Annotated in this window: 15 protein-coding genes, 5 pseudogenes and 1 other annotated feature; of the genes and pseudogenes, 7 read left to right on the top strand and 13 right to left on the bottom strand. The window is 40.7% G+C overall.

What is annotated here, in order from left to right; genetic code table 11:
- Nucleotides 1-208: 208 nt before the first annotated feature.
- The 5 genes and pseudogenes from JMW90_RS00450 to JMW90_RS00480 all read left to right on the top strand — a co-directional run.
- Nucleotides 209-2,152, top strand: coding sequence for an AbiJ-related protein (locus JMW90_RS00450; RefSeq protein WP_201561165.1), 1,944 nt, complete (start codon nucleotides 209-211; stop codon nucleotides 2,150-2,152).
- Nucleotide 2,153: 1 nt separating this feature from the next.
- Nucleotides 2,154-3,023 (top strand): HNH endonuclease, encoded by an 870-nt coding sequence (locus tag JMW90_RS00455; RefSeq protein WP_201561166.1) that lies wholly within the window; start codon nucleotides 2,154-2,156, stop codon nucleotides 3,021-3,023.
- An 89-nt stretch (nucleotides 3,024-3,112) separates the two neighbouring features.
- Nucleotides 3,113-3,977 (top strand): annotated as a pseudogene (locus JMW90_RS00460) (IS3 family transposase); the annotation flags it as partial.
- Nucleotides 3,978-4,028: 51 nt separating this feature from the next.
- A pseudogene (locus JMW90_RS13700) lies at nucleotides 4,029-5,142 on the top strand (IS3 family transposase); the annotation flags it as partial.
- Nucleotides 4,304-4,420 (top strand) — a sequence feature (AL1L pseudoknot). Its footprint overlaps the pseudogene before it by 117 nt.
- A 348-nt stretch (nucleotides 5,143-5,490) precedes the next feature.
- A pseudogene (locus JMW90_RS00480) lies at nucleotides 5,491-6,063 on the top strand (IS5 family transposase); the annotation flags it as partial.
- Nucleotides 6,064-6,100: 37 nt separating this feature from the next.
- Here JMW90_RS00480 and JMW90_RS00485 read toward each other — a convergent pair.
- From JMW90_RS00485 to JMW90_RS00510, 7 genes and pseudogenes are all read right to left on the bottom strand, one after another.
- Nucleotides 6,101-7,852 carry a dynamin family protein gene (locus JMW90_RS00485; protein WP_201561170.1) on the bottom strand — a complete coding sequence of 584 codons (1,752 nt, stop codon included), beginning with the start codon at nucleotides 7,850-7,852 and terminating at the stop codon, nucleotides 6,101-6,103.
- Nucleotides 7,836-10,001 (bottom strand): dynamin family protein, encoded by a 2,166-nt coding sequence (locus tag JMW90_RS00490; RefSeq protein ID WP_201561171.1) that lies wholly within the window; start codon nucleotides 9,999-10,001, stop codon nucleotides 7,836-7,838. Before JMW90_RS00490 ends, JMW90_RS00485 begins: the two co-directional genes overlap by 17 nt.
- A gap of 6 nt (nucleotides 10,002-10,007) precedes the next feature.
- Nucleotides 10,008-10,904, bottom strand: a complete 897-nt coding sequence (locus JMW90_RS00495) for a hypothetical protein (protein WP_201561172.1) — start codon at nucleotides 10,902-10,904, stop codon at nucleotides 10,008-10,010.
- Nucleotides 10,905-11,018: 114 nt separating this feature from the next.
- Nucleotides 11,019-11,603, bottom strand: a pseudogene (locus JMW90_RS14015) (transposase); the annotation flags it as partial.
- Between the two features lie 561 nt (nucleotides 11,604-12,164).
- Nucleotides 12,165-12,344, bottom strand: a pseudogene (locus JMW90_RS14020) (IS3-like element ISPar1 family transposase); the annotation flags it as partial.
- Nucleotides 12,345-12,677: 333 nt separating this feature from the next.
- Nucleotides 12,678-12,899: a putative antibiotic biosynthesis monooxygenase gene (locus JMW90_RS00505; RefSeq protein ID WP_201561173.1), complete on the bottom strand. Its 222-nt coding sequence runs from the start codon at nucleotides 12,897-12,899 to the stop codon at nucleotides 12,678-12,680.
- Nucleotides 12,900-13,056: 157 nt separating this feature from the next.
- A complete protein-coding gene (locus tag JMW90_RS00510; protein WP_201561174.1) occupies nucleotides 13,057-14,199 on the bottom strand; it encodes an alkene reductase in 1,143 nt (380 codons plus the stop codon).
- A gap of 165 nt (nucleotides 14,200-14,364) precedes the next feature.
- Between JMW90_RS00510 and JMW90_RS00515 the strand changes: the two genes are divergently transcribed.
- A complete protein-coding gene (locus tag JMW90_RS00515) occupies nucleotides 14,365-15,249 on the top strand; it encodes a LysR family transcriptional regulator (RefSeq protein WP_201561175.1) in 885 nt (294 codons plus the stop codon).
- An 83-nt stretch (nucleotides 15,250-15,332) separates the two neighbouring features.
- Here the strand turns inward: JMW90_RS00515 and JMW90_RS13860 are convergent, their stop codons facing one another.
- Complete coding sequence (locus JMW90_RS13860; RefSeq protein ID WP_265089205.1) at nucleotides 15,333-15,467, bottom strand: hypothetical protein; 135 nt, start codon at nucleotides 15,465-15,467, stop codon at nucleotides 15,333-15,335.
- A 214-nt stretch (nucleotides 15,468-15,681) separates the two neighbouring features.
- Here JMW90_RS13860 and cynS point away from each other — a divergent pair, with 214 nt between their 5' ends.
- Nucleotides 15,682-16,122 carry a cyanase gene (gene cynS, locus JMW90_RS00520; protein WP_201561176.1) on the top strand — a complete coding sequence of 147 codons (441 nt, stop codon included), beginning with the start codon at nucleotides 15,682-15,684 and terminating at the stop codon, nucleotides 16,120-16,122.
- Between the two features lie 22 nt (nucleotides 16,123-16,144).
- Here the strand turns inward: cynS and JMW90_RS00525 are convergent, their stop codons facing one another.
- The 5 genes from JMW90_RS00525 to JMW90_RS00545 form a co-directional block, all read right to left on the bottom strand.
- Nucleotides 16,145-17,863, bottom strand: coding sequence for a bifunctional protein-serine/threonine kinase/phosphatase (locus JMW90_RS00525; RefSeq protein ID WP_201561177.1), 1,719 nt, complete (start codon nucleotides 17,861-17,863; stop codon nucleotides 16,145-16,147).
- 97 nt (nucleotides 17,864-17,960) lie between these two features.
- Nucleotides 17,961-18,773 (bottom strand): formate/nitrite transporter family protein, encoded by an 813-nt coding sequence (locus JMW90_RS00530; protein WP_201561178.1) that lies wholly within the window; start codon nucleotides 18,771-18,773, stop codon nucleotides 17,961-17,963.
- 98 nt (nucleotides 18,774-18,871) lie between these two features.
- Nucleotides 18,872-19,750 (bottom strand): uroporphyrinogen-III C-methyltransferase, encoded by an 879-nt coding sequence (gene cobA, locus JMW90_RS00535; RefSeq protein WP_201561179.1) that lies wholly within the window; start codon nucleotides 19,748-19,750, stop codon nucleotides 18,872-18,874.
- A gap of 156 nt (nucleotides 19,751-19,906) precedes the next feature.
- Complete coding sequence (locus JMW90_RS00540; protein ID WP_201561180.1) at nucleotides 19,907-23,458, bottom strand: nitrate reductase; 3,552 nt, start codon at nucleotides 23,456-23,458, stop codon at nucleotides 19,907-19,909.
- Nucleotides 23,455-24,957 (bottom strand): NAD(P)/FAD-dependent oxidoreductase, encoded by a 1,503-nt coding sequence (locus JMW90_RS00545; RefSeq protein ID WP_201561181.1) that lies wholly within the window; start codon nucleotides 24,955-24,957, stop codon nucleotides 23,455-23,457. Before JMW90_RS00545 ends, JMW90_RS00540 begins: the two co-directional genes overlap by 4 nt.
- Between the last annotated feature and the right edge of the window lie 14 nt (nucleotides 24,958-24,971).

Below are 24,971 nucleotides of genomic sequence, written 5' to 3' on the forward strand. Positions count from 1 at the left end.
CAATTATATAATCAAGCAAAAAATGATTACGATGATGAAACACTGGAGTATTATATTGATATGCAGGATGAGCTTTTGGCTAGTAATCACTCGTTTGTAAGAAATATGATTGAAAAATTGGGTGGTGGATTGCTAGCATATTTTTTTGAATTTAATATACTATTGAACAATAATCCTTTGAAATTAAACTGAAGAACTTTGGAAAAGTATGAAAAGTTTACAGCTCGCTAAAAATATAAAATTAGAAATCTTAAGACTTCTTGCTCAACAAGAAGAAAAGCTATTCAATAAAATTGATTCTGTAAGTTTTTTCGACTCAATATTAGATTTACGGACTAAACCATCTACGGACCCTAGGTTTGCAGATGCTAGACTCGACTTGCAACAGCACTACGTAAATAATAATGATTGGACACTGGAAGAAATATTACTCGATAGGTATGATTTCACCAATTCTGATGAAAATTTTTTCAAACTTCTTAATCTAGTTATATCCCCTACTGTCAATAATACGGAAGAAGAAGTAAAGTTTTTCTATTACACCCTAAATCCAATATTTAACAGCCACTCACTTGAATATCGCTTAAAAAGCATTAATGAACATGGTATCTCAATATTTGAGTTAGATACTTTGGATAGTGAGAACCAATTCAAAGATATAGTTGATAATCATATCCCAATTTTTGTTAATAAAGATAAAGATGTTAATATAATAGAGAAGCTAAATAAAAATCACCCTTTTTATATCTTGCTTAATCCAACAACATGGGATGATTATTCAAATAAAAATCAATTCACATTGTCAGTTCAATATAAAGATCAACACACAACATTAGGATCGTTGAAAATAATATCAATTGACTCCAAAAGTACAACACTGAGCTTGTCATACCAACTTACAAAGCTAGAAAAAGAATATTGTTCATTGGGAGAGAAAATTGACTACTATAAAAGCATCAAGGATTTTTTCGGAAACGATTATTTAAGTATCTTAAAAGCTTTTAATGATGTTGCTTTTTTTCCACAAATAAGTGAGTCTTTTGAGAACTCTTCGGATTTCAAAAATAGTTTAATCAGGTCTGATGGTCAAGAGCAGTTAATGCGTCAAGCACGTTATATTATTGATGGTTATGATCTAAGTAATCTTTATTCGTTTGAATATCTCTACAAGCCCAATTACTCAAATGATATTGATACTTTAAATATACCTTTTAATTTTAATGATAACTCTATCCTTCCTAATAGGATTTATGCGCTTATTGGTGAGAATGGTGTCGGTAAAACCCAATTAGTTTCAAAACTACCGATAGATTTAGCTAGTCACGTATTAGATACTTTCACTCCTAAAACACCACTTTTCAGCAAAGTTATTGCTGTCTCTTATAGTGTTTTTGATGATTTTAAAATCCCAAAAAGCTCATCAAAAATTAATTATATATATTGTGGTTTAAGACAAGAAAGAAACGGTGAAAAATATACGCTTACTAAAGGTGATTTAAAGGAAAGATTTTTTAGCTCCATTCAAAAAGTTCAAGAAAGTAAAAGGTTCGATAGTTGGTGTGAAATTGTTGACAATTTCTTTCCAAAAAATACAGTCGATCAATGGAAAATATGGAATGAATCTAATCTTGAATACGAATTAAATATTACTGAAATTAGTAATTCTCTCAATAACTTCAGTTCAGGTCAGTCAATTTTTATTTTTATTTTAACGGAAATATTAGCGAATATTCGCTACGATTCATTAATTATATTTGATGAGCCAGAAACGCACTTGCATCCGAATGCTATTTCTCAGCTCATTAATAGTATTCACCTATTAGTTAAAAAGTTCCAATCGTACTGTATTATTGCAACTCACTCTCCAATCATTGTACAAGGTATTCTGTCTAAAAATGTTTATGTTATAAGAAATGAAAATAATATTTTAAGTGCCAAACATCCTTCCATTGAAACATTTGGAGAGAATTTAACCAAAATTACAGATGATATCTTTGGTGCCAGAGATACAACCTCTCAATTCAAAAATGAATTGCAAATATTAATTAATAAAGGTTATCGTTATAACGAAATTATAAATTTACTTAAAACGAACAATGTACCTCTTAGCTTAAATCTTACTATTCTATTAAATAGTATGGTATCGAATTAATATGATTAATTTAAATCCATTACAAGATCCTAGTGTAGAATTTCTTAATGAAGTAGTTTCATCAAAGAAAAAGAAGAAAAATGAAATACCTCCATTTTATAAAGATAGAGTTATAGCATTATCTCAAATAATGTTGCCGGCATATCAAGTGTATGATGTTGCTTTCTTACAAAACACATTGCACAGAGTCACAGCAAGTATAACTTTTACCTCGAATCAAAAAAATGATTTACTTAATTTGTATAATTACAGTAGTAAACCATTTATAAAATTAAAAAACAAAATTATTTCACGACCTAATAATCATGAAGTTCATACTTGTCAATATTGCACTATAAACAGCATTAACACGTTAGACCATATTATGCCTAAAGAGAATTATCCTGAATTTGTAGTTCATCCGAAAAATCTTTTTCCTACATGTTCTCAATGTAATAGTTATAAATCGACAAAATGGATGACAAATGGTGTTTTTGAATTTTTAAATCCTTACCTTCATTATTTACCAAATGAACAATTTTTATTTGCAAATATTAACTATGTTAATGATACTTTTGATGTTCGTTTTTACTTAGGTAATCCAAATCATTTGATACCATCATATTTATTTGATGTTATTCAAAATCATTACAGGAATCTTCATCTTTTAGAGAGATTCACAAATGAATCCTACAAAGTTATTTCTGAATTTGATAATTCTATTCAAGGCTCGCTTACGACACAAAGTCTTGATAATTCTCTTAATAGTGCTCGAGCTTCTATCCGATTAAATCAAGCTACGTTTGGCTTCAATCAATTTGAAAATATTCTTAAGTTGGAGCTATGTAATGGTTTAGCTTTTAGACAATATTGCCAGGTCTCGGGGTATTAAATAGCCCTGCCCCTTTATAGCTAGTGAACTATGCTGAAGAAACCGTAGAGATAAACTTGGTAAACTAACGACCCAATAAGGAGTTTATCATGACCAAGAAATTAAGAACCTACAGTGACGAATTTAAAGCCGAAGCCGTCAAGAATATAGTAGATAATAAGGGTAATGTTTCAGCGACTGCAAAGCAGCTTGGTATTGCCATGCAAACGCTATCTAACTGGCAGAACAAAGCCAATCAAGGCAAGCTTGTCGGCACAGAACAAGTTGCTGAAGAGGAGCGCGAGATCCTAAAAAAGTCTACGGCGTACTTCGCAAAGCATAGTTAATCAGGTACGCCTTTATCAAAGATAATCAGCAGATATTTAACACCACCACTATGTGCCGTGTGCTAAGCGTAAAGCACTCAAGTTACTACGACTGGCTGAGTCGTGACATCAGCGCTCAGCAGATAAATCGTAACCATTGCGAGCTACTGGTGAAAGCAGCTAATGGTGAAACTCATGAGCGCTATGGTGTTGAGCGACTGCATGCAAAGCTAACAGAGCAAGGCTATGACATTAGCCTATACATGGTAGAAGCATCAAAGAAGCACACGGTATCAAATGCCGTCGTCACAAGCGTTTTAAAGTCACCACGGACTCTGACCATAACAAGCTTGTCTATCCAAACGTACTGGATCAAAAGTTTGATGCTAAGTGTCCTAATGAGGCGTGGGTAAGTGACATCTCTTATATTTGGACTACTAAGGGTTGGCTATATTTAGCTGGAGTTAAAGACTTATACACCAAAGAGCTGATTGGCTAGGCCATTAATAAGCGCATGACTGCAGATTTAGTCTGCAGTGCACTCAATATGGCAATCAAAAATAAACGACCCAGCCAAGGATTGATTGTGTACTCTGATAGAGGCAGCCAGTATTGTAGTCCTGCCTACCACAAGATCACCAAACAGCATCTGAACCGCCCCGGGATTGTCGGAGACTCAACATTCTGAGAGAATACGACAATGAAAAGACAAACCTACACTCCTGAGATTAAAGAACGCGCCGTTCGTATGCTGATTGAAGCGTCGAGCGACTACCCCTCTACCTGGTCAACCATCCAAGCCATTGCCCCTAAGATTGGCTGCACGCCTGAAACCCTGCGATCCTGGCATAAAAAGCACATCGATCAAACCATTCCTGCCTCAGTGCAAGCTCAAAGTGATAAAGAGCGCATCAAAGAGCTTGAACGCGAATGCAGAGAGCTCAGACAAGCCAATGAAATCATCAGGAAGGCTGCGGCTTTTTTCGCCCAGGCGGAGCTCGACCGTCCACTCAAGTGATGATCAGCTTCATCGACGACAATAAACAGTTTTATGGAATCGAGCCAATCTGTAGAGTACTACCGATTGCCCCATCAACCTATTATCGCGCTAAAGACTTAAGCGACAACCCACACAAGCACTCACTACGCAGTCAGCATGACGACTATTATGTCAGCGAGATTAAACGTATTTGGCAGGACAGTAAATGCCGTTATGGTGCGCGTAAGGTTTGGCAGCAGATGAAAGCGGATAATATTCATGTGGCTCGTTGTACGGTAGAGCGGTTAATGAGACAGTATGAGCTGCAAGGGGTCTGGCGTGGCAAAGGCAAGATTACCACTAAGTCTCGTGATGATCAGCTGCGAGCGAATGACTTGGTTAATCGCAACTTTAGTGCACGTCAACCCAATCGGCTATGGGTGGCGGACTTTACCTATATTAAGACGACAAGCGGCTGGGGGTATATACCGCTTTTATTATTGATGTGTTTGCTCGCGCTATCGTTGGCTGGAAAGTATCTAATCGTATGAACACCGATATGGTGATGGCGGCGTTAAATCAAGCGATAACAGATAGGAACAATCCTAAGGATGTGATTCATCACAGTGATCGAGGGGTTCAGTACCTATCTATTCGCTACACTTCTAGGATGAAGGATTCTGGCGTGATTGCTTCTGTTGGTACAACAGGCGATTCATACGACAATGCCTTGGCTGAAACGGTCAATGGACTCTATAAGTCTGAGGTAATTTATTACTTAAAAGAGAGCTGGACTGGCATTAATGATGTTGAATTAGCCACGCTTGAGTGGGTAGCACTTCGAGCACAGCTCTTGTCTTGCAAAGCTAAATCGATAATTAATCGATTTTTAACGCTTCTCAGGTTTAACAAAATACGACTGCATAGTTTTATTTGACCACTACAACCCGCCTACCAGCTCAAAAGTGACATCGATAAGCCGTTGACTCCAGCCTTTGCTCGCCAGCAACGCGATTAGCTTTTCTTTGTTATGGTGCATGTTGCACTTCCTATTTTAAGTATATGGGGTAAATCAGAACCTCTTAGCGACAAACTAACCGGTGCCGAGCGTATTTATTGATATTTATTCTTCTTCTCCGGTGATATAGCTATCTACTTCAACGCCGGTATATCTAACTGAACTAAGGCTTATCAGCTTTGGTTTCGAAGCAATAAGTTGATTCACCTGTTTGCTTTGTTAATCAAAGACTCAGACCTTGAATGGGTATTTAGAGACGGTACTCATATAAAAGCGCCTCAGCACAGTAGTGGTACTAATGAGACCGCGCAAGCTATTAGTAAAAGTGTGGGAGGTAGCGCTACTAAGATTCACTTAGCAGTGGATGCTCACGGTAAACCAATCAGTTTTATCGTATCAGATGGTATGACTCACGATGTTAAGGTAGCGCCAGATTCAGTTGATAATATTGATCTGAGTGATAAAGATATTCTATGTGCTGATAAAGGCTACGACTCTGATGCACTGCAAGAACATATTAAACGAGCAGGAAGCTTCGATAATACTCTTAGAAAGCAGAATACAAAATTGGATAACAACCATATGGAATGAGGCTTGTACAAATTTTGCCACTTAGTTGAAAATACATTCGCTCACTTAAAACGATTCCGAGCAATAGCCACTAGATATGACAAGCTTAAACAAAGCTATGAGGATACAGTGGCTATTACTTGTGCCTTTATCTGGATTAAGTTATGAATGTTCAACACGCCCTAATTAAATAGAGCTAAAGAAACTAATTTTTTAAAAATGCATAAAGTCCGTTATTATAATCTTCTAAATGCTGTAGCAGCTTGTTTTGCTGATTTAAACTTTGCCCTGAACAAAAAGTATCTATATAGTAGTCCTCCATTTCACGGAAGCTTTTTTCTAAACCAGTATGAATATTTTCAATCAGGTTCTGCTTATTGCTATCAACCATTTGCTTCATCATCGTATGGATTTGTAGATTAAAAGTATTTTCTTTTTTATCTTTCATCTTAAAAAATCCATAGGCAGCCCCTGCTGCGATGCCTACTACTGCCAAAGGCAAGGCAACGGCAGACAGAGCCGCCCCAATGGTCACTACTGATGCGTTGGCTCCCAAAATAGCCGCATAACCTGCTAAAGCAGTCCCCCCTGCACCCAAAACAGTTCCGCCTTTAATAGCAAAGTCTTTTACATCAGTATTGTCAGCGCTACTATAATCAGAATACGAGATGCTATGACTTTCCATATCCTCTTTCATTTTTTGGGTTTCAAGTATTTGAAAGCGCTTAAAGCGATTGATGATTTCACTAGCGTTAATCTCAAAAGCACTCCTAACGCTTCTATCGTAATTTTGTTCGATACTTGTCCTGATAGGGTCATTGTATCGATGCATGATGGCTGAAAGTTCACTGTCTATAGGTGTAATAGTAGCTGACAGATATATTTTAAGTTCTTGCTCAAAAGACTTATCTTTTAATAATTCATTGTATCTTTTGTCCATATCAAGGATTAAAGATTTTTCAATACGTGCTTCATCACGTCTCAAATCATCTCTATAATCATCGTAGGCGTCTATTTTTTCACGGGTCTGTCTGATGATGGATTGATGCACAATCAACTCTCTACGCGCTAAGGCTTCACAAGAGTCTTGCACGCTATCTTGTTTAACAATTTTGGCCTTATCATTCACTTTGAGCTGTAAATAATCTGTAAACTCATTAAATAAAGTATGATAATGGCTGTCTGCTGCAGCCTCATCATCTTCTATGACTCTAAAAGCTGAGAGAGCAAAAATTTTCTGTAAATAGTCTCCTGATGTACTATCCAGATATTCAATAAGCTCACTAGGGTCTTCATTAATTTCATCTATTTTATTAATAACCGCAATAATGGGCTTGCCCAAATGGGCAATACTAATGATATCTTCAGCAATGTCTGCCTGTCCTAAATGATTGCCATTAACAACCCACACTACCAAATCTGTTTCAAGAGCGATACTTTTTGTTAACGCTGAGTTTTGCTGAGTAATAGTCGCAAGCCCTGGCGAATCTAACAACAGTAAGTTTTTAAGTTTATGATGATGAGATTTGACAATAATTTTTTCTATTTTTTTTGCTTGCTCTAAGCTTTCCGCTGCTGTTCCTACAATACTCATGACTTGCTGGTGCTCCACGTTACTGCACTCACCATTCGTAAACTGTATAACCGTCGAGTCTATAGCATCATAACCTACTTCCCAAATAACAGATGTCGCCTCTAACATATCTGTAGGTGAGACCTTATAGCCCACAAGAGCATTCATTAATGTTGACTTTCCAGCTTTTACTTCACCGATTAAGGTCACTCGCAAAGTTGTTAGGATGTTTCTTTGAACTTTTACTAAATCAGTCTCTACTTTCTTAATATTTTTTAACGCATCCTGACTAATCATATTAGGAACGCTACCCTCAGCTCTTACAGGGGACTGCTGCAAGTAATCTGTAAAGTCATTACACCATTGCTCAAGCTTTATTTGCATTTTTTTGTCTCAATAAATATAGCGATAAAGAAGGTTTTAATTGGATATTTTCTTCAGGCATTTTCTGATTGTTTTTATAAGTTAGATTTAGTTTTTCTTTCAGTTGTGTTGTCAGCTGCTTAACATGTTTGAAGTTACTTGGTGTGGGTTCAAAGTGTAATTGGCTAAATATCTGAAAAAGCGATTCTTTTATTTCCTTCTCAGCATTATCCAGTAATTTTTGAAAAACACTATCTATTTGTTCCGATAGGAGCGCTAGAATATTTGCCGTCAAGTGTTGGGTTAGTTTTGATTTTGCCGCATTAATTTTGCGTCCTTTTGAAAACCCAAAGAAGACATCTGCAGCCCCCGCTAATAAACCAATAGGACCTAATAAAATCATTCCTGCTACTGCCAAACCACCACCTATCAACATTGAAGTTTCATCTTCACCAGAAAAATTAATGTCGGAAGCATTCATGGTAAGAGCACTTGATTTTTTATCATAATCCCCTATAGCCATAGGGTAGAGAGTTTCACTAAGGTGTTTAAATCTTTTGAACTTTTTATTATTTAATTTTTTTTGCCCAGTGACAAAGTCAGAAGTATACTGCTGGTTATCGTTTAATAAACGATTAAGTCCCTGTTGCATATCTTCCATTTTGAAAATATGTTCATTTAAAAACGTATTGCGTTCCCTATCTTCAACGATATCTAAATAACTTACAGCATAGTTATTAATACCAGCTTCAACTTCCGTTTTATAGGCATCTAAAAAATTAATCTTGGCATTGCCTAAGTCTGTCTGCAAGTCTCGAAGTGACTCTTGTAATAACTGATAGCTGGTATTTAGTAACGTCTCATCGACCTTCAAGCGCTCAAGATAGGGGTTTAAATCTCTATCATATCGATGCATTAAGTTCTTATTTAATCGTTCTGATTTTTGCGATATTCTATTAGTACTTTCCTTTGAAAAAACATGGTTAACTCCCTTAAAAATCTCATCATAACCACTACGATATAGTTTGTCCTCATCATTATTGATGACCGCATCAAATGCATCTTTGGCAGAAAACGGAATGATTTTCGTAAAAAAACCACCCAATAGCTTTTTTGCTGCCTGTTCTGCTCTTTTTACGCCCTCATCGCCTGTAGCATTGCGTATTAGGTCAATTCTATTGAGCACAGCAATTTTATTGGTTGTCGTGATGCCATCGCTAGTCTCTTCAAAATCTCGCAGTAGTGCTTCTGGTGTCGCTGCGGCTAGGGTCGTTGCATCAAGTACCCATATCATGCCATCTGCTTGACTGAATGCGGTAACATCCTCTCCCACATAGTTGATGGTATCTTTGCCTGAATGGTTTTGTCCCACTCCAGGCGTGTCTATGATTGAGAATTTATTTAAAATAGACTTACTTTTACTATCAACGTCTATAGCCCATTCTATTTGTCTGATATTAGAGCGATATAAATAAAGGTCATTTAGGTTGCGCGTAATGCCTTCTTTTTCTTCTAAAGTTAGATTGGGATACAGTCGATAATGCTCGCGTCTCTTTGCTAAGATCTCCTTTTCACTATCTTTGCGTTTTTTTTCTTCCGCTTGTACTATTTCTTTGGCTTCTTTTTGATTGGTTATCGTGGTAGGAGAGCCATCTTTATAATGAATGATTGCCTGCTTTGTGTCTGCATCAAAAAATCTATCGACCTTCCATGTTTTTGGCAGCACACCAACTGTGGCAACGTCTTGTCCTACTAGCGCATTAATCAGTGTGGATTTTCCAGCTTTTCCGGCCCCAATAACATATAGTGAAAAAGGCTGTAACATGTCATTTTTGGTGGCAAGTATTTCACTACTCAAACTTTTTGCTTCATTGATAAACTTATCAAACTCAGATTTTTCACGGCTAGTACTGCTGGCATAACCCTGTAAATCATCAATAATGCTAAAGGTATTGTTGTATTTTTCTTGTAGGAAATTCAAAAAATTTAGCTTAATTTCTTGCAAGCGTTCATCATTCTTGTCCATTTGTTTTCGATGGTCTTTCTTCAGAGAAAGATCAAATCCGTTCTCCAATGTAGGATAGTTTTTTAATACGTTATCTAGTGAATGCCGATAGGTATCAAGCAGAGACTGCTCGGTTAGTAATTGATCGGATAATTTCTTAGTCATTACTAATTACCTTACGACAATAGAGTAAATAAGAAAAGCTATAGGCAGTCCAAGAAAAATAACAATAGTAATAGTCGCATATAGGATAGTACGTACAACGCTCTCTGTTTTAGCTTCTAATGCGCGATTGAGTTCACTAGAGAGCTTATGGATTTTTATTTTTAAGTCAGAGATTTCTGAGTTATTAATCTTAAAGCTGGTCTCTATTTTTTGTTTTAATCTTTCAACTTCAGCTGTTAGTAAGTGCTCATTGATAGCACTGAGGTGATTTGATTCATTTTTTATTGCGTTACGAACTTCACTATAATGCTGATGTAGCACCTTTTCGATAGACTGTAGCGCTAAGCTTTGGTTATTTAGCGTCGATGGGATGTCTTCATTCAGATTCTTGATGTTATTGTTTATTTCTAATAAATGATTCTTACTGACTTGTTCTAATCCTTTAGCGTGTGTCTTGCTAGTCTCGTTCAAAAGTACCGCGTGTGCTGCTAACTGTTTAGCGATAGCTGCATTAACATTATTTAAACTGCTATCTATATCTGATAAGTGCTTTTTACCAATATCTTCTAAAGCTTTAGGATGAGCTTTACTGGCACTTTCTAGCAGTATGGCATGTTTGTCTAGTTTGCTTGCAATACTATCGTTAATTTTTCCTAAATTCTTATCTAATCCTGACAAGTATTTATTACTTACATCTTCTAAGCTTTTAGGATGGTTTTTGCCGACTTCTGTGAGAAGTAAAGCATGTTTTTCTAAATTGTCAACAATGTCACTATTGATTTTTTTGATATTTTTATTGGCATCTAATAGGTGTTTTTGACTTACTTGTTGCGATAAGCTCAACACCAATTCATTAAACTCTTTTTGCAAGGCTTGCTGTTGTGCTAAGTCTTCAGTATCCATAATATCCCCGTCAAAAAATTAAATATTATAAGTTATCCTCTGATAGGATAATAGCAATATATAGTCGACTTTTTATGAAGATACTTTGTTATAGAACTAGGGTCTGTTTAACATTCATAATTTCAACCAGAGATCAGCACAAGCAAGAGCCATCGTATTTTCACAGCTTTGTTTAAGCGTATCAAATCTTGTGGCAACGGCTCTATAGTTTTTTAGTTTAGCGAAAGGGTTTTCTAATAAGTGCCGAGCCTTGTATAAGCACCAGTTGACATGATTGTTGGTGAACTTCGTATTCTGTTTACGAGGAATATTATTGAAGTAACCCGCTTGTTTAATACGTTTTCTTAGTGCATCAGAATCATAGCCGTTATCGGCACATAATATCTCTGTTGTAATTAAATCTATCTTATCAATTAAGTTTGGTGCTACCTTCACATCATGAGTAGTGCCATTTGATAATACAAAAGCGATGAAGTAATCAGCTTTTCCAATCATTTCAATCATTTCAATCATTTCACCTGCAACTTGACTGTCATGGACGTCACTCCCAGTAATTTTAAAATTGAGCGGATATCCATCGGCATCACAGTATAGATGTATCTTTGTAGTTGCACCGCCACGGCTTCGTCCAATTGCTCTATATTCACTAATCCTAATTCCACTTGCACGCTGATGACAGTGAACATATACCCCAGCTATTTCAGCCCTCAAACGTATTAGTAGGCTACTTAAAATAGACCGCTATAATGGAACTACTTATAACAAACTGCTGAACCAGCTCATCTATTGAGTTACGTATCATAGATACCGTGTAACCTTTATAATAAAGCTAACTCATAGCTTGTACTAAAACTTCTAAAAGAATTACGCGTCGATTTTATAAGTTATTGAATTTATTGCAATTAACATACTAGACATGTAAGAATATCGGACTAATTCGATCTAACATGTAAAGTATATGGATGCTTTACATATTGTAGAATCTACGACTTGAAAAATATAGGAACTCTACGATCAATCATGTATGCCGTCCAAACCTTCTCACTAATGGTTCAGTTCGTTATATATTTGGTTCAATATAGCTTGAATACAAGAAAACTGAATAAAGTCTCTATAAATAGCAGAGTAAAAACGTTTGAATCCATACCTAATTTACAGAATATCGACTATATCGAATTCGCTGACCATCGTTAATATCTCTAACATGTAAAAGTATCGGACTAATTATAAATATATAGTTATTCTATTCATAGGAATGGTGTTGAAGTTAATAGTGATTTTAAAGAGCTTGTGACGACGGTATTTGACACAGCACTCGTCTTTGTTACTTCTGACCATATATTGGCTGATATCGTACCCTTACGCACTTAAATAGGTATGCAATCAATACTCGCCATAGCACTGACTCGTCTCATCATGAGCTACTCTAATCAGTAATTCAACCTAATTGCGATGGATCTACTGCTCACCAATGTGACGATTGGTACAGTCTTAGTAGCTTGATGATTTTACGTTAATACTAAAACTCATAGGTGTCGTAGTTAAGACTCTCAGCAGTTTAAATAAGGGTTGTTGTACTCAGGATATGTCACATATTAAGGTTCATGAACCAGTTGTTTCTATCTTTAGTATAGATCATTGTTTTTACTAGATAATTATCTCTTTTAACTCGTGAACCTAACTTTAGGTACGCATAAGTTAAATGATACGTTTTAGAGTTAATGCTAGCAATGGCTTTAGATGATTAAATTTCTAGTGCACTATTAATAGCGATTACTTGTTTCTTCTTAAACGCTCAATGAGCCAGCCTGCTAGTGGGAATGACACCATCTGTGTCAACGGAACGAGTATTATCGTTTCAATCAATACCACCAACGGCAGACTTAAATCATGGGTCACAGGCTTTAGTAACGTTAATACGATCAAGAGCGTCGGATAAAGTCCGACATATCCTACTAATATGCGTATCAGTCTGTCTTTAACTTTTTCATTCATTACATTACACCAGAAACCATTAATTTTATAAGTAAAAATAAGGCCACGAATGGCCTTATTTGTTTAACTACTTTTGCTTTTTAACTATTCTTGATATAGTCAATCCACTATTAAATAAATACACCCGTAGCGCCTGATAATAGCGTTGATTTTTTATTTAGGACTGACTATAGCGCGGATAATCACTATAGCCAATCTCAGTGCCGCCATACATCGTGGCAGGATCTGTCTCATTGAGGGGCCAATTATTGGCTATGCGCTCAGGTAAATCGGGATTAGCAATAAAAGGACGACCAAAAGCAAATAAATCCCCATAACCTTTAGATAATATATCGACCGACTTCTGCACAGTGTATTTACCCGCATAAATAATACGTCCTGAAAACTCAGCTCTGACCGCTTGATAAAAAGGCTCTGGTAAATCAGGCGCGTTGTCCCAATCAGCCTCCGCAATGGATAAGTAAGCAATGCCCGCTTGTTCAAGCACTTTAACGGCTTCAATATAAGTATGGTGCGGGTCTGATTCTACCAGCCCTAAATACACACGGGTCTCGTTGGTACTTGCAAATAATGGCGCAAAACGTACGCCTAAACGATCAGCACCAACCACATCACTGACGGCAGCGACGATCTCTTGTAAGAAGCGCAGACGATTGGTCAGTGAACCCCCATATTGATCATCACGTGTATTGCTATGCTCAGAGATAAACTGATTCACTAAGTAACCATTGGCACAATGCAGCTCTACCCCATCGAAACCCGCTTCTAAGGCGTTGCGTGCGGCTGCCGCATACATAGCGACCAGTTCACCCACTTCTTCTGTGCTCAGTGCACGCGGCTCACTTGGGTCGGCTAAAGCGCCCTCGCCTGGACCTGTTTCAATAAATACTTTGACATTGTCAGCAGTGATGGCAGAAGGCCCGATAGGCTGAGCTTGGTTCGGTTGTAAGCTGGTATGAGACACACGGCCAACGTGCCAAAGCTGCGCAAAAATAATACTGCCTTTAGCATGTACCGCCTGCGTGACTTTTTTCCAGCCTTCGATTTGGGCTTGTGAGTGAATACCTGGCGTCCACGCATAACCTTGACCTCTAGGTTCAATCTGCGTACCTTCAGTCACCATAAAGCCCGCTGTAGCGCGCTGTGCATAATAGCTTGCCATTAAGTCATTAGCAATATTATCTGGTTGCGTGCTACGAGAACGCGTCAACGGTGGCATCACGATACGGTTTTTAAGCGTATAAGGGCCAAGCTCTACAGATGAAAATAATGTACTGGTATTTGGTATAGGTTGTTTCATAACACTCTCTTGTAAAGCAAACGGATAGGCTTATTTTTTTGAGCCAAGCACCCTGTTTCCAGGTTTGATTGGCGACTTAAGCAATGTTGGTAAGCATAGAGCGTTACAGGTACAATTAGAAACAACCCTTTCTTGTTTAAGATACAACTATTAATGGTACAGATTATGAATGGTATGAACCGGCTTGATATTAAGCAGCTTAGGGTGCTTCAGTCACTACTTGATCTAAAAAATCTCTCACAAGTCGCGCGCAAAATGGGTCTGACGCAACAAGCGATTAGCGAGCAGTTGCGTAAGCTGCGCGATCTATTTGATGACCGTTTGTTTATTCGTCAAGGCAATAGCATGGTGGCAACGCCAAAGGCACTATCGATGCAGCAACCTATCGACGATATATTAAAGCAGCTAGAGGTGCTATTAGAGCCAGAGGTATTTACACCGCAAACCTACAAAGGCGTCTTTACGATTAGTGCGACCGACTATGCGACGCAGGCATTATTGCCGCAATTGTTTCATATAACGCGCCGTGAAGCGCCTGATTTAAAATTGATCGTGCGCGACTTCGCCTTAGACAATATTAATCAGCTGATTGCCGCAGGCGAACTTGATTTGCTGATTACTTTTCCAGAATTTATCCCTGATAACTTATCGTATGTGACGCTATTTGAAGAGCAGCACTTATGTATTACAGGTTATAAAAATGAGCTGGCGACAGAGATATTGACACTGGCGCAAATTGCCGCACACCCGCAGCTGGTGGTATCCCCTTCGCGTGCCAATTTGCGTGGCTCCCATGATCAATGGTTCGCAGAAAAAGGGCTCAAGCGCAACATCGTTATGTCAGTTCCTAGCTTTTCAGCGGTACCAGATATTCTGCACACCACCGATATGATTGCGTTTTATCCTGCGCGGCTATTGCCAAACAGTAAGGTCAAAGAGATTACGGTGGAAGCCTTACCGCCTACCTTTAAGGTAATAGCCGCATGGCATCCACGTACCAATGACAGTGGCATACATCGCTGGTTAATTGAGCAATTAAGAAATTTATAGTGTATAGGGTTAGCCACTCTTAAAGTTAGCTTATTGAGCAGCCCTAAACTCGATATAACCATCATTTAGACTCAGTAAATATCTTATGCAATACTCGCAAAATCAGGTATAAGGTCTTTATTGGGGATAGAGCGGTCTATATTGATGGCTGTACCTTTACTCAATGCGCCAAGGTTGTAGTCTGAAAATTCATAATATAGAGCAACGACATAACCCATAATCACTAGCGCTGGGGTTGGTAATTTTGCCTATCCAGCAGCAGTGATTTGATAGCAGTTTTTAGTGTTATGAGCGTCACTTGCGGTGACTGAATATAGTCCTGTCTTGTCAGATGCCTACTTTGAACTGGCACGACCCTTGCAGCTTATCACTTGTATTGATACTTATAATGCGAAAGCCTACTTTTATCTTAAACTGTCGGAGTAATTGAGTATGACACGCGAAGAATTAACAGAAGCTATCATTTTGGCTAAAAAGAACAAGGGTCTCAGCTGGGAAGATATTGCCGCCCATTTGGAAATGGGGGTGGTTTGGGTGACGTCAGCTTGTTTTGGTAATAATAGTATGCCAGAAGCGCCTGCTACTAAATTATGCTCATTGCTAGAGCTTCCAGATCAAGCAATGACTACTTTAATGGAATATCCAACAAAAAGTTGGGGGCGTGATGTACCTCAAGATCCTCTTATCTATAGGCTATATGAGGCCGTTGGCATCTACGGTACGAGCATTAAAGAAGTGGTCCAAGAAAAGTTTGGAGATGGCATTATGAGTGCAATCGATTTTTCTATTGATATTGATAAAGAAGAAAATCCTAATGGTGATAGAGTAATTATCGTACTCAATGGCAAATTTTTACCCTATAAAACGTGGTAATTCAACCTGACATAGGATTGAGCTACCAATAATGACTCAAAACCATACTAACCACTACCATCGATAAAACAATGCTTACACCTTGCCAAAATCGCACTGGATCACGATCGATCCATGCGGCTTTGTGATCCCGTTTAAAGTCTGAGCTTGGGCTATTAAGCTCGTAGATAAATTCAGAAACTTCTTTATAGCGACGTTTTGGATCGATATCTAGTGCTTTGTTTATAGCATACACTGACCAATCTGGTATACGTATGCCCAGCTCTAGCAATGATCTAATTTTAAGTTGATGTTGTGCTTTTTTGCTTTGGGCACTAGATAACTTCAAGCCATACGGCAGTTGACCACTTAGAATCTGATACGTTAATACCCCTAGAGAAAAAACATCACTTCCTGCCGTGCCTGCAGCACCTAATAAATATTCAGGTGCCGTATACTGCAAACTTCCCGGCACTGTATTGTCAGCATTAACACCCTCTAAACCTGCAATGTTAACTTCACCAAAATCAATAATCGTGACCGTCCCCTGATCATCTATTAAGATATTCTCTGGTCTTAGATCACGATGAATAATCTCGGCGCGGTGCATGACCTGTAATCCCGTTGCAATTTGCTGAATGATAGACCGTACTTGATGCAGGCTCGGTTTTGGATGCTCTGCCATCCACTGCGCTAAGCTCTGAGCTTCAATATAGTTGCTTAGCGTGTATAGCTTTGAGCGCGGTGTTTTTAGATTCGGCGCGGTCATTAAATGAGTATTATTTAGGCGCCGGGCGACCCACTCTTCCATGAGCATACTCTCAATGTGCTTATTATCCTGACTCTTTTCAGCAGAAGGGGTTTTTAAGACATAGAAATTTTCACTCTGGTCTGTTACCAAGTAGGTATGGCTACGCGGCGTTTTTCCTAATGGCCTAACAACTGATAGTCCATCAATTACTGCCCCTTTTTGTAGCAAATTTATAGGAGTCAGGTTTTTATTGTGCTCATAAAACTCACTTTTATCTGCCACTGGTAAATCGTTAATTTTTATAACTAAAGCACTGGTGTCATCTACAGAGCCTTTTGTGACAGCCAATTCGCACAAGGCTTGAGCACAGGTAGCGTTCGACAGTTTTTCTGGTGTTTGAATAATATCGTTATCACTTAAATATTCATGAACACCGTCACTTAATAAGAAATAAGTCGCGTCTAACTGTGCTTCAATGTTCAGATAATCCAGACGGATGTGATTGTCCAATCCTAATGCGGCACTTAAATAGGTACGTTCGTCATCGTAAACTTGACGATGATCTTGAGTGAGTATGGTGATAGCACCATCATGTAGCATAACGACACGAACATCGCCTGAGTGAAATATGTGAATGGTGCGTGATTTGATAATAAGCGCAGCAAATGCACACACATACCCTTTATTTTGATTAAAACTGTATCCGCCTTGCCGACTTTGCGCCACCAACCATGAATTTATAGACAGTAAAACCTTAAATCCTGATGTTTTTACAGACCAAGTCTCTGGGGTATCTAAATAATCGTTCAAAAAACTACTCACTGCTATTTGACTGGCTTCTGCACCAAATTGACTGGTACTGATACCATCAGCAACGGCAAACACAGCGCCTTTAGATGTTAACAAACTACCGTCAGGCACATAGGCGATAAGGGCATCTTGGTTTACCGGTTTTCCTATTCCTGCTTGTGAGTGCTGACTGATACTCACCGAAAAACGTTTCTGTGTCATAGCAATGTCCAAAAGATAATGTCCAAAAGCTGAGTTTGATGCGTAAGCAATAAACCCCGCTTACGCGAGGTCTATGAACAACAAAACTTGCTTATTATTAAGCCAATTTTCGGCTTGGACGCGTTCGTACATGAGTGAAGTACAGTGGTAAACCTACAAAAACCAGACCCCCTACCAAATTACCTAATACGGTAGGCAACTCATTCCAGATCAAATAATCTGCGACGGTAAAATCACCACCCATAATCATTGAGAATGGAAAGAGGAACATATTGACGATAGAGTGCTCAAAGCCCATATAAAAGAAGAGCATAACTGGCATGTACATGGCAAGCATCTTGCCAGTTGCTGACGTTGAAATCATGGCGCCGACGACACCCATCGAGACCATCCAATTACATAGCATGCCACGAACAAAAATAGTAAACCAGCCTGACGTTCCGTGAGACTGATAACCTAGTGTACGTGCCTCTCCAATAGTACCCACTTTGGCGGCTATCATGCCACCGTCTGTCTCAAAACCAAAGGTCAAGATAAAAGAGGCAAGAAAAGCCACGGTTATGGCTCCGCCCAAATTACCCAAAAATGTAAGTCCCCAATTGCGTAATAACTGAGTCATATCGCAGCCTGGGCGCTTATCTAATACGGCTAAAGGCACTAGGGTGAATACGCCTGTCAACAGATCAAACTTCATTAGATATAGCATGATAAACCCGACTGGAAACAACAATGCTCCTAGTAATGGATTACCTGTATTCACTGTTACTGTAATAGCAAAGAAAGCCGCCAGCGCTAGTATTGCACCTGCCATAAAGGCGCGAATTAAAGTATCACTGGTTGACATATACATTTTAGATTCACCAGAATCTACCATCTTAGTCGTGAATTCGCTTGGATCAATGTACGCCATCAAACACCTCAATTATCAATTTATGAATGTTAATAGGACTACTGTCTTAATGTTTTATAACTTAAGCCTTTCTAAAGGATAATATTGCTGTGCCTTGTCTATACACAGCTGACCTCTACCCTCTGACCTAGTGCTCCAAGATTATAGGCCGCAAACTCTCCATGCAAGGTGACCACATCGCCCATAATCAGTAGTGCAGGTGTCGGCAGATTGGCAAATTTTTGCTGATCGGCGATATCCTTTAGCGTCCCGATAAGTACTTGCTGCGTGGGCAAACTGGCATGGCTAATCACCGCAAAAGGCGTTGCGCTATCTCGTCCCGCTGCCATCAACCCTTTGGTCAATTCATCCAACTGATGTAACCCCATATAAAAAACGACCGTTTGGGTGCTATCTAAATGCTCGTTATAGTTATTGTTTGGCGCTCCCGACTTTTTGTACGCCGTGACGAACTTAACAGACTGAGCATGATCGCGATGCGTCAATGGGATACCCGCTCGACTGGCCGCTGCGCTCGCCGCTGTGACCCCAGGAATAGACTCGAAATAGATACCATGACGCACCACTTCTTGAAGCTCTTCACCGCCACGTCCAAAGATAAAAGGGTCGCCGCCTTTGAGTCTGACAACCGTTTTACCTGCCAGCGCGTGCTTGACCAGCAGCTCATTGATGCTCTCTTGCGGCAGGGCATGATTGGCTCGGCGCTTACCGACGAATATTTTTTCGGCAGTGATCGCGCACATATCCAAAATATCTTCAGAGACCAAGCTGTCATACAGCACCACGTCAGCACGCTGCATGACTCGCAATGCTTTGAGCGTCAAAAGTTCTGGATCACCAGAGCCCGCACCCACTAAATATACGGTGCCCGTACATATAGAGTCTTGTCTGTTGGATGCTTTGGCATTTTGGGCACAATTTTGATTCGTTAAGTCATATGTTGCATGGTTCGGAATAAAGTCAGATGAATCGGTCATGGCGGTCGCTCCTGATGACAGTATAAATACAGCAAAGTGGGCACTTAGCAGTAAGGCAATTTGATAAACAGCAACTTGATAAAAAACAACTAAGGCTGTGATTGACTTATTACTAGTAGTACTCTATAAGCTGCAAGCGATGTGCCATATCATTATCTAAGCCTGCGCGAGCGGCGCATATTCTGCAATCAACTCATTAATCTGACCCACACAAGAGCCGCAGTTGGTACCTGCGCGGCACTGTTTGCCAACGGCTATCGCACTGGTACAGTCGTGCTTAGTAATCGCGTTGATAATGATGTTTTTTCCAACTGCCATGCATGAGCAAATAAGCGTGCCCGGATCGATATAACCACTGGCTGGACGTCCTGCCAGCAGCCATTTATAGCGCTGGTTGTCAGGAATTTGACTGGTATCCGTAAAACAGCTGTCAAGCCAATGAACGCTAGGCAATTGCGGTAGCGTTGGGGCAACATAGACGGCCATTATTAGCCGCTCACTAGGCACCTTAGACCCATTAGTATCAGGCGTTATAACGTCTGTAGCGTTATTATCTGCTGCCGTATCATAGCCGGATTGAGTCACAATCAAACGCAGTTGATCCTGCTGTTTGTTGATAGTAAAAGCAGTATTGATATCGCCTGTTTGCGACGGCGGCTTTGATGACGGGGTTGATAATAAGCCAGATGACGGCTTTGATGATGCGTGTAAGGAGGTTTGCATAGACGCTGCAAACTGCTGCCAAAATTCAGGGGCGCTTAAAGTATCGATAACACTGGCAATCGGACTGGCGAGGTTGAACAATACGCTGTTGGTTTGATGGCTTAAATTCCAAGTGAGCGCTGGCAGTTGACTGGATGCAGGCTGATTCAAATTTGTATCAGTCTCTTTTTCAAATAATGTCTCCTTTACCCTTTGTGCATCAAAATCGGCCAAAATAGCACGCAGTTGCACTATAACGGCGTCTTGCCAGTCAGGATGCACCAAAATCTTGCCAAATGCTTGCATCGGCACCGCCGTGATGCGAATGGCTGAGTTTTTAAGCTCTGGCTGCCCTGAATGCGGGTCCACGACCGTTGGAATAAGCGTACCCATACGGGAAAAGCTGGCAAAAGCATTGCTCCAGTGCATAGGCATAAACGCATCACCAACTCGCATCGTATCGCTAATTGTGACTTGTGCCAGTACTTGACTGACCGGTACGTCACTAGCCAAAGCAGTACTGACGGTCGAATGATTGGGGTCACTGTCAGCTATCGCGCCGTCATTATATCTGCGATGGAGTTGTACGAAGTCATTAGTCGCAAGGCCTAACTGCTGTGCATCCTCAGGATGTACGGTTAATGTCGGCACTGATTGGTGCTGGTTTAACTGCGGTGCTAAGCCAGTGCGAGTCATCGTATGCCACTGGTCGCGCAATCTGCCGGTGATAAGACGTAAATCAATAGTTGGCTGATTAAGTGCTAATAACTCGTCGTCATCTGCTTGGCTTGTAGGTTGAGCGTACTGATTGGACGGTTGCTGATTATCACTATGATATTGCCCGCTATATTTTCGTTTGTGCCGGTGTAAATTGGGAAGACTCGCGTCATCAGAGGGCGTAATTGCTATCAGCTGGGCTTTGGTGCAAGAGACAGTTTGCTTAGATAAGCGGCCTACTGAATCATCTGCGGTATTAATCATCGAGATACGTTTGCCGCCCCATTGAAACGGCAGCATAGCGTCATATTCTTCAACGCTAAGTGCGCTTGGCTGGGTCGTTTGATTAATTTGACTAATAGGTTGACTGTTATGCGCCACCTCTGTAATAGCCTTTATGTCTGCAGCAAAATCAGGCAAGTCGTTGCTGAGATTCAGAAAACGAGGCTGATTCTTAAGTGATACGATTGGATTATTCTCATGTCCATCATTGCGATAGGCTGTCAATGCCACATGCTCGTTAAATATCTCGCTGGGGTCTTGATAGTCAAACCCTGTTAGCCCCATACGCGTCGCCACTTGCGATAGTATCCACCAGTCTGGTTTTGCAACCCCTACCGCAGGCATTAAGGTACGTTGACGAGAGATGCGCCGTTCCGAGTTGGTGACTGTACCTGACTTCTCACCCCACCCTTGGGCAGGTAATACGATGTCCGCGCATTGCACCGTGTCGCTGTCTACCGAGCAATCAGACACAATGACCAAGTCGCATTGAGCAAGCGCTTGGCGGAATCTATCAGCCTCCGGCAAGCTGACCACAGGATTGGTTGCCATAATCCAAATGGCCTTGATACGCCCCTCCAAAATAGCGTCGGCCGCGTCGCAGGCCTTGACGCCGACTTCTGAGGCGATAGCCTGAGGCGACTCCCAAAAATCGGCGACCAACTGCCGATGATCTGCATTGCCTAAGTCCAAATGTGCGGCCAGTAAATTAGCAAGCGCACCTACTTCTCGTCCGCCCATCGCGTTCGGCTGACCCGTAAGAGAGAACGGACTTGCCCCTACTTTACCCACGCGCCCTGTAAACAGATGGGTATTGATAATAGCATTGACCTTGTCAGTACCACTTTTGGATTGATTGACGCCCATACTGAACGCAGTCACTGTTTTATCAGTAGTCGCAATTAACTCATAAAACTGACGAATGCTATCAATAGGCACTTGGCAAGCGCTAGCTACCTTATCGATGGTCCACGTTTTAGCCGCATCCACAGCGTCAGCAACACCTAGGCTTTGGTTGACGTAGTCGTCATCTTGGCACCCTTGCTGCTCAAGGTAATGCAACAAACCATTGTATAAATGGGTGTCCGTGCCAGCAGAAATTGGCAAATGCAAATCCGCAAACTCACAAGAGTCCGTACGGCGTGGGTCAATGACAATGAGCTTTTTGCTAGGATCGGCTTTTTTGGCGGCTAAAAAGCGTCCAAATAGAATAGGATGACACCACGCCATATTTGAGCCGACCAGTACCAATAAATCACAAGCTTCCAAATCCTCATAATTACCCGGTACTAAGTCTGCGCCAAACGCACGTTTGTGCCCAGCTACCGCTGATGACATGCACAGTCGGGAATTGGAGTCGATGTTATTGTTACCGATAAAGCCCTTGATAAATTTATTGGCCACATAATAGTCTTCAGTCAATAGCTGCCCTGAAACATAAAACATAATGCTGTCTCGACCATGCTTTTCGATGGTGTCGTTTAAGCGCCCAGCAATATCTCCTAATACGGTGTCCCAGTCGGTGTTTTCAATGAGCGGTTTCGTAGCAGATACGTTTATAGCGCTAGAGCTAGAGGCTGTATCTAATGGCATATTTGAGAGCATCGCATGCTGTTGTTGCATGGACGCCAGCTTGTTTTGATAATAGGGCTGGGTCAATCGACGCTCAGTGCCCAAAGTTTGTGCCAGTGCGCTACCTTTTGAACACAGTTTGCCAAAGTTGGCCGGATGCTCAGGATCACCTTTTACACTTACTTTGCCTACCATATCTACACTTGCTAAGACCCCGCAGCCTACCCCGCAATAAGGACATGTCGTGCGAATGGTTTTGATTGTGTTCTCAGCATCTATCGGTGGCACTTGAGTAACGTTTTTAGTATCGTTAATGCTGTGAGTAGCAATGATCTGACCAGTCGTACTTTGAGAATGCTCAGGTACACGGTCTAACATATCAGCTTGTGCGTTTTTAGAGATATTTGGGGTTTTATCGATGATATCTTCATTCATGAGGCTTCCTCTACTAGATCGCTTGTCGTGCTATTTGCCATGTTGTTTGCATCTAATGTATCCAAATCGCAGTAGGCTTCTCCAAATATTAACGCTTCTTTTATAGGCGTAATATCGACGTCATCTATGATGAGTTGACTGTAAAAACTGCCGTCATTGACTTCGCCATACAGCACCGCGCCGACGACCTTATTGTCTTTCAGGTAGAGGCAGTGATAATGGTTTAAGGTAGGTTGGCGATAAACCAAAGTTTCGATGCTCTCAACGTCGCTATCGTCAAAGGCAATTTGACCTGCCGAAAATGCCGCGACTCCAGATACTTTTAATTTTAATGACAGTGGCTTGCTGACGAATGGTTGCCAATGTTCTTGCGAGGGCGCACCACTCTCTGATGCGGTTTCATTTGATAAGGTGCCATTTGATGCAATGTCATTTGACGCAATGGAAGGGTCTGATACCACCGTGTCTTTTAGCACCGTCACGAGCGTATCGACTTGCTGATTGACTGGCGCCACCATGCCGAACAGCTCACCGTCGAGCTCGACACACTCGCCGATAGCATAGACATGCGGGCAGCTGGTGTGCATGCAGTCATCAACGACAATGCCGCGATTGACCTCAAGCCCACTGTCTTTAGCCAGCGCTGTGTTGGGAATCACACCCACTGCCATCACGATAAAGTCAGCGGCTAAGGTGCGCCCGTCCTTTAGTGACAATCCGCACACTTCGCCTGCCTCATTTATGGCAATCGATTCGGTGTTTGCGGACACTTCCAGTCCAACGCCGCGGCGGCTAAGCTCTGCTTGTAGCAATTCTGCGGCGGGTAGATCTAATTGAGCATTAAGCACATAGCCGTCCACATGAATAACGGTCATGGTAGCGCCTTGTCCCGCCAGCGCACACGCCGCCTCCAATCCCAATACCCCGCCGCCAATCACTAGTCCCGTTTTGCCTTGACGCGCATATTCAGTCAAGGTGGTGACATCCGTAAAATCTCGAAAGACGTGTACCCCTTTGGCAGTGTGATTGGGGAACGGTATAACGCGCGCAGTTGAGCCTGTAGCAATGACCACTTTGGCATAGTGTAGCGTCTGTCCGTTATCAAGCTCGATATAATGTTGCTCGGTATCAATCGTATCGACGCTGACCCCAGCCAGTACAGTGATGCCCAACTGTTCATAGTCTGATTGATCGTATAAATAAGTATCATCAAACGCCTTGTCACCTGCCAGTACAGGCGACAGCATGATACGGTTGTAGCCTACGTGCGGCTCTTTACTAATCAGAGTAATCGGCGGATGCGAATGAACACTGTCTAATTGCGCCCGTGCAAGCTCAATGGCAAAGCGGCTGCCTGCCATACCAGCACCGATAATGATGATGCCCGCATTTTCGGTATGAGCATCAACATTGTTAGTCGTTTGATGGACAGTCGTTTCAGTAGCGTCTGTATGATGAATATTAGACTGTGTGGCAGTTTGTGATCTATCGAGCGACATCAAGGGAATATCCT

The organism is Psychrobacter glacincola (assembly GCF_904846215.1).
Taxonomy (GTDB): Bacteria; Pseudomonadota; Gammaproteobacteria; order Pseudomonadales; family Moraxellaceae; genus Psychrobacter; species Psychrobacter glacincola.

Bases quoted from the DNA above. Each gene is read 5' to 3' on its own strand.
- JMW90_RS00450 (WP_201561165.1), top strand. From the start codon at position 209: ATGAAAAGTTTACAGCTCGCTAAAAATATAAAATTAGAAATCTTAAGA.
- JMW90_RS00455 (WP_201561166.1), top strand. From the start codon at position 2,154: ATGATTAATTTAAATCCATTACAAGATCCTAGTGTAGAATTTCTTAAT.
- JMW90_RS00485 (WP_201561170.1), bottom strand. From the start codon at position 7,852: ATGCAAATAAAGCTTGAGCAATGGTGTAATGACTTTACAGATTACTTG.
- JMW90_RS00490 (WP_201561171.1), bottom strand. From the start codon at position 10,001: ATGACTAAGAAATTATCCGATCAATTACTAACCGAGCAGTCTCTGCTT.
- JMW90_RS00495 (WP_201561172.1), bottom strand. From the start codon at position 10,904: ATGGATACTGAAGACTTAGCACAACAGCAAGCCTTGCAAAAAGAGTTT.
- JMW90_RS00505 (WP_201561173.1), bottom strand. From the start codon at position 12,899: ATGAATGAAAAAGTTAAAGACAGACTGATACGCATATTAGTAGGATAT.
- JMW90_RS00510 (WP_201561174.1), bottom strand. From the start codon at position 14,199: ATGAAACAACCTATACCAAATACCAGTACATTATTTTCATCTGTAGAG.
- JMW90_RS00515 (WP_201561175.1), top strand. From the start codon at position 14,365: ATGAATGGTATGAACCGGCTTGATATTAAGCAGCTTAGGGTGCTTCAG.
- JMW90_RS13860 (WP_265089205.1), bottom strand. From the start codon at position 15,467: ATGGGTTATGTCGTTGCTCTATATTATGAATTTTCAGACTACAACCTT.
- cynS (WP_201561176.1), top strand. From the start codon at position 15,682: ATGACACGCGAAGAATTAACAGAAGCTATCATTTTGGCTAAAAAGAAC.
- JMW90_RS00525 (WP_201561177.1), bottom strand. From the start codon at position 17,863: ATGACACAGAAACGTTTTTCGGTGAGTATCAGTCAGCACTCACAAGCA.
- JMW90_RS00530 (WP_201561178.1), bottom strand. From the start codon at position 18,773: ATGGCGTACATTGATCCAAGCGAATTCACGACTAAGATGGTAGATTCT.
- cobA (WP_201561179.1), bottom strand. From the start codon at position 19,750: ATGACCGATTCATCTGACTTTATTCCGAACCATGCAACATATGACTTA.
- JMW90_RS00540 (WP_201561180.1), bottom strand. From the start codon at position 23,458: ATGAATGAAGATATCATCGATAAAACCCCAAATATCTCTAAAAACGCA.
- JMW90_RS00545 (WP_201561181.1), bottom strand. From the start codon at position 24,957: ATGTCGCTCGATAGATCACAAACTGCCACACAGTCTAATATTCATCAT.